The following is an 18234-nucleotide window of genomic DNA, read 5'->3' on the forward strand; positions in this document are numbered from 1 at the left end:
CCATGGCTTCCTCCGCCCCGACCGCGCACAAGAGCAAGATCAACCCGCTGCTGCGCCTCGTCCTCGAGGCGGGGCCGCTCGGCGTGTTCTTCTTCTGCAATTCGCGCTTCGGCATCTTCACCGCGACCGGCGCCTTCATGGCCGCGACCGTGGCCGCCCTTGGCGTCAACTGGGCGCTGGAGCGGCGGCTGCCGGTGATGCCCCTCGTCTCGGGCATCTTCGTCCTCGTCTTCGGCGGACTCACGCTCTATCTCGAGGACGAGCTGTTCATCAAGCTGAAGCCGACCATCGTCAACTGCCTGTTCGCCGTCATCCTGCTGGGCGGTCTCGCCACCGGGCGGGCGCTGCTGAAGCCGCTGTTCGGCGCCGCCTTCCAGCTGGACGACGCGGGCTGGCGCAGCCTTACCTTCCGCTGGGCGCTGTTCTTCATCGTGCTCGCCATCGTCAACGAAGTCGTCTGGCGCAATTTCACCACCGAGACCTGGGCCGCCTTCAAGGTCTTCGGCATCATGCCGCTGACCATCCTCTTCACCATCGCCCAGATGCCGCTGATCCTGCGCCACCAGCTGCCGGAAGAGCCGCCGGCCGCGTAATTGCCCCCGTCGCGTTGATTGACCCTGTCGCGGCAGGGGTGAAGCGCATTATCCTCGGGTACCGGCGCGGGGATGAAGGGGACGAGGATGCGTTTTTCCGTCTGTCACCAGAGCCTGTATCGCTATTCCCTGCCGATCCGCCTCGGCACCCATGTCGTCCGCCTGTCGCCGCGCCTCGACAATGCCGCCGCCATCCAGCGCAGCCTGATCGTCGATCCGCCGCCGAGCTTTCGCGACGACAGCCTGGACCGTTTCGGCAATCCGGTGACGACGCTGGATTTTTCCGGTTACACCAGCCATCTGCGGATCGAAAGCCGGTTCGAGATCGAGACTTTCGTGCCGGTCTCCCCGGCCGGCTTCGCCTTTCCGCCCCTGCCCTGGCCGGCACCGGCCGAGCCCTGGCTGACCGACTATCTGGCGGGCGATCCGGTCGCGCCCAGCGTGCAGGATTTCGCCGCCGGCCTCGCGCAGGACGTCGGCTGGGCCGCGGTGCCCTTTCTCGAGCATCTGAACCGGACCCTGTTCACCCGCACCGATCGCCACATCCGGGTCGACGGCGCGGCGCAGGACCCGGCCCACACGCTGGCCAGCGCAAGGGGGGCCTGCCGCGACCTGACCGTGCTGTTCATGGCGGCCTGCCGCTGGATGGGCATTCCCGCCCGTTTCGTCAGCGGCTATCAGGCGCAGGCGGAAAGCGTCGACGGCCGCCGCCACCTGCACGCCTGGCCCGACGTCTTCCTGCCCGGCTTCGGCTGGACCGGTTTCGATCCGACCCATGGCCTGCCGGTGACCGACGGCCATGTCCCGCTCTGCGCCGCGCCCGGGCAGGCGGAAACCATGCCGATCGAGGGCGGCTTCTGGTTCGACGGCACCGAGATTACCTCGACCCTCGATTACACGGTCGAGATCGACACCAGGACCTGAGCCACCGTCCGCTCAATCCCTGAAGTCGAGGCGAAGCTCGGCCGCCGCGCCGGCCTTTCGGGTGCGGGCATTGTCGGCGAGGCGGTTGATCAGATAGCCCGCCATGCGCCGGGGCGCCTCGCTGTCCTCCAGCATTTCCTGATGTCCCGGCGGATGGGTCGCCAGCACGGGCAGGGCGCCGCGATAGCGGATGAAGATGGTCAGGTTGAATTCGTCCTGCCGGGTTTCCAGCTCGATGGTGCCGGCTTCGGGCGCCAGCAATTCGCTGTCGCGCAGCAGCTCGAAGGCTTGCCAGCACGCGAGTTCGGCTTTCTTGACCACCTCGTGGCGGGCGCCCCACAGCCGCCCTTGCGCCTCGATGAAGGCGATCATGTCCTCGAAATGGGTGTCGGCGACAGCGAAGGACCGGCGGGTGCGGCGCTGGATGCCGACGCGGAACAGGGCCTGCAGCAGGACGGCGATGGTCAGGGCGAGGGCGAATTGCGAGAAGGCGATATATTGCGCGCCGGGCCACAGGCGCTCCAGCTGGTCATGGATGTCGGCATAGGTCAGGCCAACCAGCAGCGCGATGCCGATCGCGAGCGTACGCCGGTTGTCGAGCATCCGCGAGCCGATCATCTGGATGCCGCCGACGGTCGCGAAGGACGACAGGAACAGGAACAGCGCCCCCAGCACTTCCGGCGGTACGATCATCCAGGCGACGATGATCTTGGGGCACAGCGCGACGAGGAACAGCAGGCCGGCGGTCCAGATCGCCAGATGCCGGCTGGTGCAGCCCGAGGCGAGGGCAAGGCTGGCCGCGCCGCCGCTGGCCGCCATGGGCATGGCATTGATCAGCGAGGCGAAGACCTGGGCGATGCCCTCGGCGCGCACGCCGCGGCCGACGGAATCGAGGTCCGGCCGCTTGAAATCGGCATCGTTGAAGCGCTGGGCGACCGTTTGCACCCCCATCGAGGTCAGCGACAGGGAAAAGCCGGTGATCACGGCGGGGATCACGGCGGCGCCATCGAAATGCCAGCCGAACTGCTGGAGTGTCGGCAGGCGCAACAGGGCGGCCGCATCGAAGGTGGCGAGGTCGACCGGCGTCAACATGCCGGCGAGGGCGGAAAGGGCGAGGCCGCAGCCAAGGCCGGTCACCGTCGCGAACAGTTTCAGGCCGCCCCGGCCCCAGACATTGCAGGCGATCATGACCGCGAGGGTGGCGCCCGCGACGGCGGCGCGCCCCGGCTCCGGCGGCCCTTCCGCCGGTCCTGAAAAGATCAGCTTCAGGCCGATGATGCCGATGCCGGCACCGATCAGCAGCATGGCGAGGCCGGCGATTTCGACGGTGAAGATCGCCCGCAGGCGCTTGATCAGGTAACTGAACAGGATCATCGACAGGCCGCTGACCGCGAACATGCCGAAGCCGCCGCCCAGGCCCGTATGGGCAAGCCCGAGGCCGAGCACCGGCAGGACCGAGGTGGTGCCCTGTACCGGCAGGAAGATGCCCGCGCCGATGCCGAAACGGCCCCAGGCCTGCAGCAGCAGGGCGACGGCCGAGTAGATCAGGCCGCAGGCGGCGAGATTCTGGAATGCCGCCGCGTCCATCCCGGCGCCCCGGGCGAAGACGGCGGGCACCCCCATCAGCGCGCCGAGAAACGCCACCTGTTGCAGGGCGAGGCCGAAGGCGAAACGGGGCGGCGGAATCTCTTCCAGCCAGTAGAGCAGCGTATCGGGGCGGCGCATGGGGTTGTCGGAACCGAAGATGTCTCAGAGCACGGGGAACAGGCGGGTCTCTCCCGGTTTCGTTTGCCACAGGTCGCCGGTCTCGAGATCGAACCACCAGCCGTGCAGTTGCAGGTCGCCTGCCTCGACCCGCGCCTTCAGCCAGGGATAGGTCAGAAGATTGTCGAGCGAGCCGGCGATGGCCGCCCGCTCCACGAGGGCCGGATTATCCTTGAGCAGGTCGAGCGAGATTTCCCGCCGCCCGCCATTGCCATCGCTGGTGACATGGATCCGACAGGCGTCGAGCGCCAGCTCGACCCAGTCGTTGATGAAGTCGCGCGCCATGCGCTTGCCTTCGGCGCTGCCGATCAGGGCCTTGATGCCGCCGCAATGGGCATGGCCCATGACGACGATGTGATCGACCTTCAGGTCGCGCACGGCATATTCGATGGCGGCCCCGGTGCCGGGCAGCGACGCCCCCTGCCGGTAGGGCGGCACCAGATTGGCGACATTGCGCAGGGTGAACAGCTCCCCCGGCTCGGCGCCCGACAGCAGGGCGGGATCGACCCGGCTGTCCGAACAGGAAATCATCAGTGTCGCGGGGGCCTGACCGTCCTCGACCAGTGACCGCATGAGGCCGGGTTCGGCGCCGTAATGGCGTGCCTTGAAGGCACGGATGCCGGCGGTGAGATGGCTGATGTCGCGGCAGGTGCAGCCGGCGGCTCGATCCTCGTTCAATCTGTCCCCCTGAAGCTGTCGATACATGTTCCGTCGCCCGGCCGTCACAGGGCCCGGGCGGTGACCAGGAAACCGTAACCAAACCGGGCCGGCGCCAGCGCGCAGGCGCCGTCGTCCAGAAGGCCGAGCAGGCGCGAATGGGTGACCGCGCTTTCTGGCAGCAGGCTCTCGCTCGTCAGCCACTCGATGGCGAAGCCCGCTTCCGCGAGGTCGCGCCGGATCTCGGCCCCGGTGAAGAGGTGGTAGAACAGGGGGATCGCGCCCTGTTCCAGCGGCCGCTCGTAGCGGATATCGCCCGGCTCCAGCGCGCCTTCGGCGATCAGCGGCCGGCAGGCGCGCTGACGGGCGCGGAAGCGCCGCGCCGCGTTGGGCAGGCCCAGCACCAGCCGGCCTTCAGGGGCGAGCGCGTGGCGAAGCTGGGCCAGGAGCTCGATTCGGCTCCGACGTCCGGCGACATGGCCGAGCACGCCGAAGCCGAGCAGCGCGACATCGAAGCCGCCCTGCGCCAGCGCGCGCCGGTAGGTCTCGTCGTCGGCGTCGCACACCTCGACGCGCCCGGCAATGCCCATCGCGCTGGAGGCCGCGCGAAGATGCTGGCGCGCGACGGCGCTGATATCGACCGCCAGCACTTCGGCGTTTCGACGATGGGCAAGGTCGAAGCAATAGCGCCCTTCGCCCGCGCCATAATCCAGCAGGCGCCCGCCCACCGGCAGCAAGCGGTCGAGCAGCCGCAGGGTGCGCCGGTTCGGCCGGGGATAACGGGACAGATAGACGCCGGAGGAGAAATAGGCGTCATAGCTGCGCCCCATGTCGCCACGCTCCAAGGCCGTGCTCCAGCTGTTTCGATCGAGGGTGAAGGACAAGATGGTCTTCCTAATCGGGGGGGGCCGGGGGCGGGTCAGTGATCGAAATGCAGGCGCATGAATGACCCGCCGCCGGCCGTGTCGGCACCACATGTGGTGCGGTCGGCAAGCCGGTGGACGAGCACGGTCGAGACCTTGGCGATGGCGCCGTCGATCGCCTCGTCTCCGCCGTCGAGGACGCCCGACAGATCGGGCAGGGTGCTGTCCGGCAAGGGCAGCGGGGGGCCGCTGTGGAGCAGTTCGATATCGAAATTCAGCTCGTCGAAGCGCCCGGCGACGGCGGTCACCCGGCGGCCGTCGCCGGCCGCCTCGATGGCTTCGACCGCCTCGACCGCCGCTTGTCCGGCGCGGCGCACGACATCGCGCCGGGCGGCCCAGGCGCCGCCCATGCTCTCGATGAAATCCGTGACCTCGAGCGCGGTGCCGGGGGCCTCGGCCGGGATGTCCAGGCGGCCCGACTGGCGGATGCCGAGGCGGAACAGCTGGTTCAGCACGATGGCGAGCGCGCCCGTGACGATGAAGCCGCTGCCGACGAGGTGGTGCAGCGATGGTGGGGCATGGGCGGCCATGCCCGGCATCAGCATGACCGCGACGCCGCCGACCAGCGACAGGCCGATGATGAAGACGCCCCTGGTGTCGAGCTGGCGCGAGGCGACGAGGTCGATACCCGCCGCGATCAGAAAGGCCGAGGAGTAAAGCTCGATGGCGCCGATCACCGGGGTCGGGATCAGGGTCAGCGCCATGGTCACCTGTGGCAGCAGGGCAATGACGCCCAGCAGCGCGGCGATGACCAGCCCGGCATAGCGGCTGGTCGCCCGGCTGGCATGGCACAGGCCGATATTGGCCGAGGAGGTGGCGGTCGCCATGCCGCCCAGCAACCCGCCCAGGAAATCGCCAATGCCGGCGGCGAGAATGCCGCGCCCGGCCTGTTTCATGTCCGGTCGGCGCCAGTCGGCGTCATCCATCCGGTCCATCAGGATGAAGCTGCCGATGGCGTCGATCTGCACCAGAAGGGCGGCGAAGGCGACCGCGATCAGGGCGCCGGTCGGCACGTCGAACACCGGGGTGACGATGGTGGGCAGGGCGACGGCGGGCACGCTCGCCAGCGCCTCGCCCCCCGAGAGGCGGCCCAGCGCCAGGGCGGTCAAAACCCCGCCCAGAATGCCGATCAGCAGCGAGAACAGTTTCAGCCGCTGCCCGCCCCAGATCGACAGGCCGATGACGAGGCCAAGGGTGACCGCGGCGATGACGAGGCTGGCGCCGTCCGGCGCCATGTCGGGACCGAGGCCGGCGGCGTGGGTAAAGGCGCCCTGTACCAGCGACACGCCGCCGATCAGCACGACGAGGCCGACGACGATGGGCGGAAACAGGCCGCGCAGGCGCGCGGTCAGCGGCGCGACGGCAAGGGCGACGAGGGCGCAGGCGATGGTGATCGCGGTCATGCCGCCGGGGCCCGTCTCGGTCAGGATCGGCGCCGCTTGCGTCACCAGCAGGGGCGCCGGAATATGGACGATCAGCGCGCCCGAGCCGATCCGGCCGCCGAAGGCCTGCAGCGCGGTGCCAAGAGCCATGGTCAGGATGGTGACCGCCAGCAGGGTCCTGGTGTCCTCAACCCCGAAGTTGGCATTCTTGGCAAGGGCGAGGACATAGGCCGACAGACCGAGCGCCATCGCCACATGCTGGAGACCGAGGGGCAGCAGGGTCGAGAGCGGCGCGGTCTCGTCGGCGGCGAGGGCAAGGTCGCGCGGGCGGCGCCGGGGGCGCGACGGAGCCAGGCGAAAGGCCATCATCGCCCCAGGCCCCGGATGCCCCGCCACCGACCGATATACGCCATGCCGCGCTCCCGCCTGAACCCGTCGCGGCACCTCTGCCGCCGCCCATTCTCATTGTATCCATTATTGTGCTAATTTTTACCACTACGGATGCATTTTGGTCGGCGTGGATCAAGCAAGGGCGAGAGTACGATGAGCATCACATTCGAGACGGCGGGTCAGACGGTGGTCGCCAGCCTTCAGGGGCGCCTCGACAGCACCAATTCCCCGGCGGTGGAGGCCGAATTGGTCGGCCGCATCGGCCCGTCGGGCTTCGTGCTGGATTTCTCGCGCCTCGACTATATTTCGAGCGCGGGCCTTCGGGTCGTCCTCGTCGTCGCCAAGCGGCTGAAACAGGCGGGCGGCGGCTTCGTGCTGGCCGGCCTGCAGCCGCATATCCGGGATGTATTCGAAATCTCCGGCTTCCTCGGCATTCTCGACGTCGCCGGCACCAAGGCCGAGGCGCTGGCCCGGTTCTGAGGCGCTGGCCCCCGTCCATCGGGCGGGGGCTTGCGGCCCAAACGCGGACGAACGGCGTATCGCGCCGCGAGGCGTGCTGGCTTCTCGAATGTTCGGAGCGTGTTCCGGATTTCAGCGAACGGCGAGCTTGCGCCGTTGGCGTCCCCAAGGGACGGCGAACTGTGTGCAGACATCATATTGAAATATATAGATATTTGGCGATTTTTCCTGTCTTGGAAATTCTCTCGATACCATGAAAAATACCATGATTCTTCATGGATGTTGGCGCACACGGGCGCACAACGGCGGATTCTCCTTCCCCTCATTTTTGAGGAAAAGGCCCGGTAGAGGCACCCTCAAAACCTCCACCGGTGGCCAGAGGAGGGGCGAAATTTTCTCAAATACGCCGGAAGGGTCACCCTCAAAACCCTCAAAACCTCCACCGGTGGCCAGAGGAGGGGCGAAATTTTCTCAAATACGCCGGAAGGGTCACCCTCAAAACCCTCAAAACCTCCACCGGTGGCCAGAGGAGGGGCGAAATTTTCTCAAATACGCCGGAAGGGTCACCCTCAAAACCCTCAAAACCTCCACCGGTGGCCAGAGGAGGGGCGAAATTTTCTCAAATACGCCGGAAGGGTCACCCTCAAAACCCTCAAAACCTCCACCGGTGGCCAGAGGAGGGGCGAAATTTTCTCAAATACGCCGGAAGGGTCACCCTCAAAACCCTCAAAACCTCCACCGGTGGCCAGAGGAGGGGCGAAATTTTCTCAAATACGCCGGAAGGGTCACCCTCAAAACCCTCGAAACCCCGATTTCTGGATCAGGCTGGGCTGTGACAGTCGCGACACTTCGAGGTGAGGCAGCTGCGCACCATGAGCAGGGGTATTACGATGAGGCCGTGAAACCGGGGCCGGCTGAAAATTCAGCCGATCCTCATGGCCGGAGCCGGGGTCGGCCCAAATATGGGCATACCCTTTCCTCCATCGGAGGAAACCTCGCCGGCCAGTCCCCCCAATAGGGGACCACCCCAGATTTGGGGCGGCGCGGCCGTGGATGGTCTCGTTCCTGGAAACGAGGCCCCAACAAAGTCAGGATAGCTGATCGAGTTCGGTGCGGGTGACTTGCGGTCACGTGCAAGGGCGCAAAGAAAAGACCCCGCAGGCTTGTTATCGCCGGTGCGGGGCCTGTCACCTCGCGGTGATCTTAAGGCTCAGGAGCGTTTGATCTTCGGCAAATCCTGTCGACCGGACACTTCCGGCCCGTCATGGGGAAGAACAAACTGCGCCTGCTGCTTGAGCGTCATCACTCCAAGCAATCCCGTCATCGGACGGGCTGGGCCATCCTGATAGGGGTCTTTGGCGGCCATTGTCCGCCCACGATCAACCTTTTCGGCCAGTGCCATGTCACACCTTCCGATAGCAGTAGCGAGGCCCGCTCTTAGGCTGCACTAAGGTAAAGCCAAATCCTTCATAACGGCTTATCAAGCCATCAACGGGATCAATAATCTTGAGTTCCGACCGACCGAGCGCCTGGCTTTCCCTACAGCTCGCCCCCAAACAACCCAGCCGGCGCAAATGGGCCTTCATCGCCTGACTCAATCTGACGCGCCCTTCCGCAGCCTGACCCCCGGCCCTTCGCCGTTCTGTTCGATGAAGATCACTCCGGCAGATTCGAGGGCGGTACGGATGGCGGCGAGGGTGGCGGGATTGGGAACCCCCTGGCCATTCTCGAAGCGGGTAACGGTAGCGATGCCAACTTTGGCGGCTCGCGCAAGATCGCGAATTCCCCAATCAACTGCCGCTCGGGCCATTTTGGATTGTATAGGTGTAATCATATGATGACACTATCATCATTCGATGCTTGACGCCACCAGCGCAAACGTGATTACCCTGTAATCATCGCTTAAGCGATCGGTCCGGCGGGAAGGTGGAAGCTCCCATGCCGGACCTGACCACAACCTGAATGGATAGGATTCGGATCATGGCTGATCGCGACAATACCCTCACTTTGCCCGCTGGCAACCGCCAGCCGGTCTATATCCCGCCGCCGGCCCCGCCGCGCCCGCGCCTTCACCGCCTCGCCCGCGTCCTGGCGGCGCGGATTTTCCTGGCCCTTGCCGGTCTTGCGACCGCCGCCGCCGCATGGGCGATGCCGAACGTGGAGGGCTGAACCATGAACAAGTGCGAATTGCTGGACCTGACAGACGAAATCGGCAGCGCCCGGACTCTTGCCGTTGCGCTGCAGGCCGCGGCGGCAAGCCTGCCGGACAGGCGCATGATGAGTGCATTGGCCGAGTTGGGGTCTCTGATCGAAGCCCGTCTCGACAGTGCTGTGGGGACGCTGAATGCCCGCATCGAGGCAGTGATTGAGGGGGAGGCTTAGACATGAGCTACGACCGAGACCTTGCCCTGGAAACGATTGCGGGCATCGACCGGCTTGCCAAGGCAATCGAGCTTACCGCCAGCGTGCTCACCGACATCAAGCCGAAAGAGGCGATTTCTTCACTGGCGGTCATGGTGACGGACGAGACGGAAACCTTGCGGAACTGGATCGCCCGCCGCTTTGGGGGAGACGGCCATGGCGAAGCCTGATCCGATGCCGATCCCCCGCCGCCGCAAGGGGCCGGATATGAGCCTGACCAATCGCGGCCGGCAGCGTCTGAACCGGCAAACCCGCCTGCGAATCGAAGCCTTAGTCGAGACCTTGATTGCGATCCTGGACGAGTCGGACGGTGATCCCGACGAGGAAGTGAGCGACGCGCCGGAAATGGACGACGCAGATAGCGGCGCCATGATTGATGAGCCGCTATTCAATGAACGACTGCATCGCGCGCTCCGCTTTCATGTGCCCGGGCGGACGGTCGAGAGTGATGGGACCGTGCGAGTTGACGGCGCGGTTATCGGGCGATGGCGGCGGCTGTAGCGGACGGGCGTCGGGTCGAAGATTGACGGGCCCGTGAGCGAAGCAAATGCCCGCCGCCCCGATGCGGCCTAAATTTTCAAATGACGTGAAACGTCATTTAACCCTTGCGCACCTCCAAATGACGTATTAGGTTATTTTAGGTCAAAGAGGCGCGTTTCATGTTGGATCGAGACAAGGTCGTCAATTGGTGGACGGGGCGGATATCCGATCAGGAACTTGCCGAATGGACTGGCATGGCCCCTCGCGCCGTGGCAATCGTGCTGGGCTTGCCCTCCATGCGCGCCGGCGTCACTGGTGGAGGCCGGGGCAGTCGTCACGTCCGCCGCATCAATCCGAAGACGAGGAACGCCGTGGCAATTGTTCACGCGCTCAGTGAGGCTGGCTTGCCACTGGAACTTGCCGCCAACATCATCGGCGCGACGCCTGCGATTGCGGCCATGCCGACAGAAATCGTTGATTATCGAGATCCGAGCTACGGTATTCGTTCCATGATGTCGGTCGATCCGAAAGGAAACTGGCTCCTGACCGACATGGTGCCCTGGCATGTGTGGGAGCGCTTTGTCTTTCCCTGCTACAGCATCGACAACCCAAATCCGACAGCCGGCGATATCGTGAACGTGCCTTATGACGCCTTCGAGCCGAACACCGAGCGCGGGACGATGCGGGTCGACCGTTCAGCCCAAGGATTGCCCAATGTCGAACTCAAACCCTTGACCGAAAAGCCGGTCTATGCCGGCGAAGTCGACCCCCTCGGTCTTTACGCCTACGAGAACTACCGGACCGAGGCGCTGCCGCGTTTTGATGACCATGTTCTGATTGTGAATGGACGATGGATTTTCACCAAGAGCCCCGATCCAAGCCCCATGGATACCATGAGTGACCTCATGAGTGGCATATCAGACGGCAGCAATCCGATTGAATACGACCTCGACCCCGTTTCAGTGATCGAGGCCGATAGAAAGACCGTCAGAGCGATTGGCTTTGGCCGGGACCAAGAAGAACAGAATCGCGCCCTATATCACCTCGACAACTTCGACAGTCTGCTGAACGTGAATGCCACGCTCGCCTTGAGGAAAATGAAGCGGAGGGCATACGGCCTGCCTGTATCTGAGCCTTCCGCTCCATTGCCCTGGGATGAGCGCGTCAAGATCGCTCAGAAATACCTGCCGCCCACGCTTGGCCATTTGAGCACTTAGTAGTTACAGAGCCTGCCTAACTAGTCGGGAAGCACGCGATTTCCCGAAACGCCACCACCTTGCCTCGAAGGAGCCATCGAATGCCGCACGAACGCCCCGAAGCCCTGACAATCGAGCAGGTTTGCAACCTTCTCGGTATCAGTCGTTCCACCGTCTACAAGCTGGCTGCTGCCGGCCAGTTGACGAAGCTGAAGCTGGCCGGCTGCACCCGCTTCCCGCGCGATCAGGTCGAGGCCCTGGCGAAGGGTGCGGCCCATGGCTGAAGCGATGATCGCCGAAATCGTGAAGAACCGCCGGGAGACCGTCCGCGTCTCCCTGTCGGAATACGAGGGCCACGACCTCGCCAATCTTCGGGTCTGGTTCCGCGCGGAAGACGACCAGATGCGCCCAGGCAAGGCTGGCCTGGCCTTGCGTATTGACCGCGTGCCCGCCCTGATCGAGGGGCTTCAGGCCCTGATGATCGAGGCCGGCAAGCGCGGCCTGGTCGAGGGCTGATTCCATGTCCGGCCGGCGCTTCGACATTGCCGCCATCAAGTCCAGGGTCGTCATGTCCACCGTTGCCGCCAAGGCTGGCGTGAAGCTGGATCGGGCCGGCGCCGGCAAGTTCATGGGCTGCTGCCCATTTCACGATGACCGCACCCCCTCGCTGGCGATAGACGACGGGAAGGGGCTGTGGCGTTGCCATGGCTGCGGCGCGGGCGGTGACTGCTTTGCCTTCGTGCAGAGGATCGAGGGCCTGCCTTTCATGAAGGCGGTTCGCCTGCTGGCGGAAGATGGCGATGTTCAAGTCGCTGCCCAGCCCCGGAATGCTCGACCCATCGGGAATGATGACAGTCGTCTGGTCGAGATCGCCCGGCGCATCTGGGAAGAGACCGGCCCGCACGGCATGGTGACCGCCTATCTGCGCGGCAGGGGCATCGCAATATCGCCGCCGGCCACGCTGCGCTTTCACCCCGCGCTCTTTCACCGCGCCACCGGGTTGAAGCTGCCGGCGATGGTGGGAGCGGTCAACATCTGGCCAAGTCGCGAGATCACAGGAATTCACCGCACATGGCTGACCGAGGATGGCCGCAAGGCCCCGGTGAGCAGCAACAAGATGACCTTGGGAAACTGCAAGGGCGGAGCCGTCCGCCTGGCACCGCCCGGGCCTGTGCTGGTGATCGGTGAAGGGGTCGAGACGGTGCTGTCCGTGATGCAGGCAACCGGCCTGCCGGGCTGGTCCGCCATGAACGCCAGCAACCTGTCCGCCATCGTGCTGCCGGACGAAGCCCGCGAAATCATCATTGCCGCCGACAACGACGCCAGCGGCACCGGCGAACGCGAGGCACGCAAGGCGGCCGACCGCTTCACCGCAGAGGGCAGAATCGCCCGGATCGCCATGCCGGATCATCCCGGCATCGACTTCAACGATATCGTGCAAGAGGCCGTGGAACATGCTTGATTTCAATGCCGCCACGCCCGATGGCAACGAGAAGATTCGCCGGTTGATCGCCGCCGCGCCGGCCCATGAACCGGGGTCATCTTGGCCAGTACCCAAGCCCCTGGTCTCGACCTTGCCCGCAGTGGCCCGATTGGAGCCGGAGATGCTGCCCGACGCTATCCGGGGATATGTCCTCGATGTGTCGGCGCGGTCGCAATGCCCGGTCGATTTCGTCGCGGTTTGCGCGCTGGTTGGTCTCGCCTCGATGCTGGGCAACAAGATCAGGATCAGGCCGAAGCAGTTCGACGACTGGACCATCGTGCCGAACCTGTGGGGCGCGATCATCGGCCGGCCCTCCGCCATGAAGTCGCCCTCCATGACAGCTGCGCTGGCGCCGGTCTATGCCCTTCAGGACGAGGCCCGGAAGAATTGGGAGGCCGATTGCGCCGCCCGGAAGATCGACGCTGAAGTGGCCGATATCGCCAAGGGCGCGGCGAAGAAGAAGGCGAGAATGGCGGCCGAGAAGGGCGACCTCGATCAGGCTCGGGATTTGATCCAGGGGGCCGGCGGCGACAATGACGAAGACCCGCCGCAACCCCGTTTCATCATCAACGATGCGACGGTCGAGAAGCTGGGCGAACTGCTGAACGAGAACCCCAACGGCTTGACGCAGGTTCGTGACGAACTCGCCGGCTGGCTGGGCCGGATGGAATCCGAGGAGCATTGCACCGACCGCGCCTTTTATCTCGAAGCCTTCAACGGCGACAGCCCCTTCACCTATGACCGCATCGGACGGGGAACCATCCAGATTGCGGCCTGCACCCTGTCGCTGATCGGGGGCATTCAGCCTTCCCGCCTGGCGCCACTGGTGCGCGGCGCGCTGACCGGGGCCGGCAATGACGGGCTGATCCAGCGCCTTCAACTGGCGGTTTGGCCCGACGACAGCAAGGATTGGACGTGGATCGACCGCCGGCCGGACGAGGCGGCGCGCGAATCCTATTTCCTTGCCTTCCGGCATCTGCACGCCCTGGCCCCGGTGGACCTTCCGGCCAGTGCTGAAGACATGCCGACAGTGATGCGCTTCGACGAAGAGGCTCAAGGGCTGTTCCGGGAATGGATGGAGGAAATCCAGATCAGGGCACGAGCCGGCGGTCTGCCTTCGGTGATGGAAAGCCATATCCTGAAGATGCCGAAGACGGTGGCCGCGCTTGCCCTGTTGTTCGAGCTGCTGGACGGGGAGCGGGTCGTGGTTGGCAAGGTCGCCACGGCCCGCGCGCTAGATTGGGCTGATTATCTCGAAAGCCATGCCCGCCGGGTCTACGCCGCAGGCGAAACAATGATCGAGGATGGCGCCCGGCTGATCTGGTCGAGGCGCAAGCAATTGCCCGACGCCTTCACTGCGAGGGACATCCACCAGAAGGCATGGGCCGGCCTGACCGACCGCGAGACGGTGGGGGACATTCTCGAAATGCTGACCGACCTGCAATGGGTCGGGGCGGAACGAAAGACCGACAGTGCCGGCGGCCGACCGACGATCACCTATTCGTGGAATCCCCGGCTGATTGGCAAAGAGGGCTGACCATGGGCCGATGGATGCAGCGGGTAACCGAGAGACCGAAAATCGAGAACATCCCGGATACGGAACCCTCAAAACCCTCGAAAGCAGGTTTTGAAGGTTTTGAGGGTGGCGCATCCGGCCTTTCTGAAAAAATCGAGTTGGGTTTTGAGGGTTTTGAGGGTGCCCTCAAGGGCGCATTTGAAGAATTCGCGGCACCCGATCCCGCCGAAATCGTGGAACGCGCCGCCCTGATGGAAGACAGTGGTATCCCCCGTGGCTGGGCTGATGGCCTCGCGCGCCTGGCGTCGATGCCCCCGCCCGAGGAATGGGGCCGCGACTGGCGATCCGTCCGGGACGGCATCCTGCGCTTCGCCGACCGCCTCGCCGCTGACCCTTGGGCTGCCAAGGCGCATCGTCTGGGCTGGACTGCTGCCGACCTGTTCGGTGTCAATGCCGCCGCCCCTGCCGCCCGGCTGGACTGCCGGGGTGCCGCCACCTTCATCGGCGACGCGGAAATCTATCTGATCACCGATGAGGCCATCGTCGTCGGCAACACCACCGGCAAACGCTTGCGTATAACCCGGCCGAAAACGAAAGGCGGAGTGCCTCTCTGGGAGGTCCGCTGATGCTGGACCGCCAGAAACTGGCCAAGATTCTGGCCCGCGCGGAAAGCGATCATGACGCAGAAGCACTGACGGCCGTGCGCATGGCGGTCAAGCTGGCAAGAGGCGCGGGCATGACCTTGGGCCAAGCGGTCGAGGGGGGAGCGGCGGCGGCCCAGATCAGAGAGCCGCGATCCCAAAGCGCGCAAGTCGATCAGGGGACTTGGGATCGGGGCTATTGGGCTGGGAAAAGGGCCGGGGTGGCCGAAGCGTTCGGCCCGATGGAACATGAGCGAGCCGGATTCCGGCGCCACATTGACGCGCTGGAAGCGGAACTTGAGCAGTACCGTCCGGCCCTTGACTGGAAGGCTTTGGCCCGTGCCTATGCCGAAGAAGGAAAACGCTGGGGGTCCGCCAAAGCAAAGGCAATTGCAGGGCGTGCCCTGAGAAATGAACTGACCGTCGAGGACAAGATTACCCTTCGTCACTTTGCCGGAAATAAAAATCAATAGTGCCGTCTGTAACTGTTCGTATGTGTTCTTGGGCGTATATCTGCGCGCTTAAATTATGTATTTGAATTGACCGAAGTAGCGCGAGTCCTGATCTGATGGGTTAGGGACACGCGCAATGAAATTCAACCTTTTCAAGAGCTGGCTTCGGCCGGCGGAAACCCGATCCCTGGCGACACCCTCGCCGGAGATGCTGGCCCTGTTCGGTGCGGGAACCACCGCCGCCGGCATCGCCGTCGGTCCCGAGACGGCCCTACGATCCCCGACCGCCGCCGCCTGCGTCCGAGCGATTGCCGAGACCATCGGTGCCCTGCCGATCCATGTCTTCCAGCGCACCGATGCCGGCCGGGAACGGGACACGGCCCATCCGGTCGCCGGCCTGCTGGCAGGAGACGCCAATCCCTGGACATCCTCGGTCGAGTTGCGAACCGCCCTTCAGGTCGATGCGCTGCTGCACGGCCGGGCCTTCGCCCTGTTGATCAAATCCGGGGGCCGGGTGCGTGAGCTGCACCGGCTTGCGCCTTCGGCGGTGGCGGTCGAGACCGACGACGAGACGGGCGAACCGCTCTTTCGGGTCAACCTTCGGGCCGGCGGACAGAGGACCTATTCCTGGTCGGACATCCTGTTCCTGCAAACCCCCGGCGGCACCATCGACCGGCCCATCAACCTGACCGATCTGGCCCGGGAAGCAATCGGTCTCGACCTCGCCATGGCGGAACATCAAGGCCGGCTGTTCTCGTCGGGCGCGCGGCCCTCTGGTGTCCTCGAATACGGCAAGGCCCTGTCGCCAGAGGTGGTCAAGCGTCTGCGAGCGTCCTTCGATGCCCAGCACGCCGGGGCCGGAAACAGCGGCAAAACACTGATCCTCGAAGACGGCATGGTGTTCAAGTCCATGCAGTTCAATTCGGTGGACCTTCAGTTCCTCGAACTTCGCCGCTTCGCCGTGCAGGAGATCGCCCGGACCTATCGCGTGCCGGGCACGCTGATTGGCGATCTGGAACGGGCGACGTGGCGGAATGTCGAGGAGCTTTCCCGCCAGTTCCTGACCTTCACGCTTCTGCCCTGGCTGGACATATGGGAGGCGGCCCTTGCCCGCGTCCTGTTCACCCCCCGCGAACGCACGACCCGCTTCCTCGAATTCGTCACCGACGATCTGCTGCGCGGCGATATCACTGCCCGCTTCACCGCGCTGGGGCAGGCCGTTGGCGCCCCCTGGATGAAACCGAACGAAGCCCGCGCGCTTGAGAACCGCCCGCCCGTTGAAGGCGGCGATGAGCTGGTCAGGCAGGCGGGCCAGACCGGGGCGAACATCCGGCCTTTGGTCAAGGATCAATCACAATGACCGAAGCCCGCGCCCTCGACCTTCTAGAAGTCCGATTCGATGCCGGCGACGATACTGGTTTGATCGAGGGTTTCGCCGCCCGGTTCGACGAGGCGGACAGCTATGGCGACGTTATCGAGCGCGGCGCCTTCGCGGCCTCCCTCGCGGAACATCGGGCCGCTGAAACCATGCCCGTCATGCTGTGGTCTCATGATCCAGCCGACGCTATCGGCAGGTGGGACGCAATCGAGGAAACCGGCGAAGGCTTGAAGGTTCGGGGCCGCTTGAACCTCGACGTTCAGCGCGCCCGCGAGGCGCGCTCCCTGATCCAGTCTGGCGCCGTGTCCGGTCTGTCGATTGGCTTTCGCGTGCGCAAGGCCCTGGCGGGAGCCGGCGGCGCCCGCACCGTGCGCGAGATCGAGCTTCACGAAATCAGCATCGTGTCACTGCCGGCGGCCAAGCGCGCCCGGGTGACGAGCATTCGCAGCGCCGACGTGTCGGCAGAACAGGAGGCCAGCATGGCCGAAGTGCAGACCGGCGCCGCACCGGACAAGGGCGGCAATGAGGAAATCACCCTTCAGGCAGTGGCCGAACGGGTGGACAAGATCGAGGAAATCCTGACCCGCAACGAAATCCGGTCGCAGCGGCCGGGCGCCCAGACGAAAGCCGAGGAAGGGATCGAGGCTCGAGCCTTTACCGGCTTCGTCCGTCGTGGCCGCGAGGCGCTGGCGGTGGATGAAGTCCGCGCCCTGGTGGTGGCGGATGACACGGCCGGCGGCTACCTCGCCCCGGCGGAATTCCAGAAGGAGCTTTTGCGCAACCTGGTCGAGGTCTCGCCGGTGCGTCAGGCTGCCCGCGTGTCCAGCACCGCCGCCGGCTCGGTGATTCTGCCGAAGCGCAGCGCCGCCCCCACTGCGTCATGGGTCGGCGAGACCGAGGACCGCCCTGAAACCGCGCCGGCCTATGGTCAGGTGGAAATCTTCGTGCATGAGGCGGCGGCCTATATCGACGTGTCGACCAAGCTGCTCGAAGACTCCGCCCTCAACGTCACCAATGAACTGGCCTTCGACTTCGCCGAAGAGTTCGGCCGGATCGAGGGCCTTGCCTTCCTCAAGGGCGACGGGGTGAAGAAGCCTCGCGGGCTGATGGCCCATGGCGATGTGGCGAGCGTTCCCAACGGTCACGCGACCAATCTGGCGTCGGATGCGCTGATCAACCTCATGCACGCGCTGCCGGCCTTCTATCGCAACCGCGGGGCCTGGCTGATGAACGCCGGCACCATCGGCACGGTGCGCAAGCTGAAGACCGGCGGCGGCGATTACATCTGGCGTGACGGGCTGGCGGACGGCAATCCCCCGACCATCCTGGGGCGCCCGGTGATCGAAGCGCCGGACATGGATGCGGTGGCCGACGGGACCTATCCGATCCTGTTCGGCGACATCCAGTCCGCCTATCGCATCGTGGACAAGGTGGCCGTGTCGATCCTGCGCGATCCCTACAGCCAGGCGACCAAGGGCCTCGTCCGCTTCCACGCCCGGCGCCGCACCGGCGGTGACGTGGTGAAGGCCGAGGCCATCCGCAAACTGAAGATGGCCGTGAGCTGAGGAGACCTGT

Annotated in this window: 22 protein-coding genes; 16 read left to right on the forward strand and 6 right to left on the reverse strand. The window is 65.1% G+C overall.

Going from position 1 to position 18234, the window contains the following annotated elements:
• The first annotated feature begins 2 nt into the window (after positions 1-2).
• Entirely contained in the window at positions 3-593 is a 591-nt protein-coding gene (locus DKG74_RS08755; protein ID WP_109904792.1) for a septation protein A, read from the forward strand.
• Between the two features lie 87 nt (positions 594-680).
• Entirely contained in the window at positions 681-1517 is an 837-nt protein-coding gene (locus DKG74_RS08760) for a transglutaminase family protein (protein WP_109904794.1), read from the forward strand.
• A gap of 12 nt (positions 1518-1529) precedes the next feature.
• On the opposite strand, the gene DKG74_RS08765 is transcribed toward DKG74_RS08760, so the two are convergent.
• Genes DKG74_RS08765 through DKG74_RS08780 form a run of 4 tightly spaced genes read right to left on the reverse strand, consistent with a single transcriptional unit; the run spans position 1530 to position 6612 of the window.
• Positions 1530-3242 (reverse strand): solute carrier family 23 protein, encoded by a 1713-nt coding sequence (locus DKG74_RS08765; RefSeq protein ID WP_109904796.1) that lies wholly within the window; start codon positions 3240-3242, stop codon positions 1530-1532.
• Positions 3243-3266: 24 nt separating this feature from the next.
• Complete coding sequence (locus DKG74_RS08770; RefSeq protein WP_243404072.1) at positions 3267-3959, reverse strand: carbonic anhydrase; 693 nt, start codon at positions 3957-3959, stop codon at positions 3267-3269.
• A 44-nt stretch (positions 3960-4003) separates the two neighbouring features.
• On the reverse strand, positions 4004-4822 hold the full coding sequence (locus DKG74_RS08775) for a class I SAM-dependent methyltransferase (protein ID WP_165837602.1): 819 nt from the start codon (positions 4820-4822) through the stop codon (positions 4004-4006).
• A gap of 35 nt (positions 4823-4857) precedes the next feature.
• A complete protein-coding gene (locus tag DKG74_RS08780) occupies positions 4858-6612 on the reverse strand; it encodes a solute carrier family 23 protein (RefSeq protein ID WP_109904802.1) in 1755 nt (584 codons plus the stop codon).
• Between the two features lie 174 nt (positions 6613-6786).
• Between DKG74_RS08780 and DKG74_RS08785 the strand changes: the two genes are divergently transcribed.
• Positions 6787-7113: an STAS domain-containing protein gene (locus DKG74_RS08785; RefSeq protein WP_109904804.1), complete on the forward strand. Its 327-nt coding sequence runs from the start codon at positions 6787-6789 to the stop codon at positions 7111-7113.
• A 1189-nt stretch (positions 7114-8302) separates the two neighbouring features.
• On the opposite strand, the gene DKG74_RS21480 is transcribed toward DKG74_RS08785, so the two are convergent.
• Together DKG74_RS21480 and DKG74_RS08790 are read right to left on the reverse strand one after the other, a co-directional pair.
• The gene (locus tag DKG74_RS21480; RefSeq protein ID WP_133251544.1) at positions 8303-8494 is read right to left on the reverse strand and encodes a hypothetical protein; all 192 of its coding nucleotides are present in this window, start codon (positions 8492-8494) and stop codon (positions 8303-8305) included.
• Between the two features lie 192 nt (positions 8495-8686).
• A complete protein-coding gene (locus tag DKG74_RS08790; RefSeq protein WP_109904806.1) occupies positions 8687-8926 on the reverse strand; it encodes a helix-turn-helix domain-containing protein in 240 nt (79 codons plus the stop codon).
• Positions 8927-9072: 146 nt separating this feature from the next.
• Between DKG74_RS08790 and DKG74_RS08795 the strand changes: the two genes are divergently transcribed.
• From DKG74_RS08795 to DKG74_RS08855, 13 genes are all read left to right on the forward strand, one after another.
• Complete coding sequence (locus DKG74_RS08795) at positions 9073-9261, forward strand: hypothetical protein (protein ID WP_109904808.1); 189 nt, start codon at positions 9073-9075, stop codon at positions 9259-9261.
• Between the two features lie 3 nt (positions 9262-9264).
• On the forward strand, positions 9265-9474 hold the full coding sequence (locus tag DKG74_RS08800; protein WP_109904810.1) for a hypothetical protein: 210 nt from the start codon (positions 9265-9267) through the stop codon (positions 9472-9474).
• Between the two features lie 2 nt (positions 9475-9476).
• Positions 9477-9683, forward strand: coding sequence for a hypothetical protein (locus DKG74_RS08805; RefSeq protein WP_109904812.1), 207 nt, complete (start codon positions 9477-9479; stop codon positions 9681-9683).
• The gene (locus DKG74_RS08810) at positions 9670-10014 is read left to right on the forward strand and encodes a hypothetical protein (RefSeq protein WP_133251545.1); all 345 of its coding nucleotides are present in this window, start codon (positions 9670-9672) and stop codon (positions 10012-10014) included. Before DKG74_RS08805 ends, DKG74_RS08810 begins: the two co-directional genes overlap by 14 nt.
• Positions 10015-10172: 158 nt before the next feature.
• The gene (locus tag DKG74_RS08815) at positions 10173-11210 is read left to right on the forward strand and encodes a hypothetical protein (protein ID WP_109904816.1); all 1038 of its coding nucleotides are present in this window, start codon (positions 10173-10175) and stop codon (positions 11208-11210) included.
• 80 nt (positions 11211-11290) lie between these two features.
• Positions 11291-11473 carry a helix-turn-helix transcriptional regulator gene (locus DKG74_RS08820; protein ID WP_109904818.1) on the forward strand — a complete coding sequence of 61 codons (183 nt, stop codon included), beginning with the start codon at positions 11291-11293 and terminating at the stop codon, positions 11471-11473.
• Positions 11466-11705, forward strand: coding sequence for a transcriptional coactivator p15/PC4 family protein (locus DKG74_RS08825; protein WP_109904820.1), 240 nt, complete (start codon positions 11466-11468; stop codon positions 11703-11705). The genes DKG74_RS08820 and DKG74_RS08825 overlap by 8 nt, the downstream gene beginning before the upstream one ends.
• A gap of 4 nt (positions 11706-11709) precedes the next feature.
• The gene (locus DKG74_RS08830; protein ID WP_109904822.1) at positions 11710-12651 is read left to right on the forward strand and encodes a DUF7146 domain-containing protein; all 942 of its coding nucleotides are present in this window, start codon (positions 11710-11712) and stop codon (positions 12649-12651) included.
• A 142-nt stretch (positions 12652-12793) separates the two neighbouring features.
• The gene (locus DKG74_RS08835; protein WP_207779301.1) at positions 12794-14209 is read left to right on the forward strand and encodes a YfjI family protein; all 1416 of its coding nucleotides are present in this window, start codon (positions 12794-12796) and stop codon (positions 14207-14209) included.
• Between the two features lie 14 nt (positions 14210-14223).
• On the forward strand, positions 14224-14814 hold the full coding sequence (locus tag DKG74_RS08840; protein ID WP_133251546.1) for a hypothetical protein: 591 nt from the start codon (positions 14224-14226) through the stop codon (positions 14812-14814).
• Positions 14814-15302, forward strand: a complete 489-nt coding sequence (locus DKG74_RS08845; protein WP_109904828.1) for a hypothetical protein — start codon at positions 14814-14816, stop codon at positions 15300-15302. Before DKG74_RS08840 ends, DKG74_RS08845 begins: the two co-directional genes overlap by 1 nt.
• Before the next feature lie 115 nt (positions 15303-15417).
• Entirely contained in the window at positions 15418-16641 is a 1224-nt protein-coding gene (locus DKG74_RS08850; protein WP_109904830.1) for a phage portal protein, read from the forward strand.
• A complete protein-coding gene (locus DKG74_RS08855) occupies positions 16638-18224 on the forward strand; it encodes a phage major capsid protein (protein WP_109904832.1) in 1587 nt (528 codons plus the stop codon). Before DKG74_RS08850 ends, DKG74_RS08855 begins: the two co-directional genes overlap by 4 nt.
• Positions 18225-18234 lie beyond the last annotated feature (10 nt).

This window comes from Zavarzinia aquatilis, assembly GCF_003173035.1.
Classification (GTDB): domain Bacteria; phylum Pseudomonadota; class Alphaproteobacteria; order Zavarziniales; family Zavarziniaceae; genus Zavarzinia; species Zavarzinia aquatilis.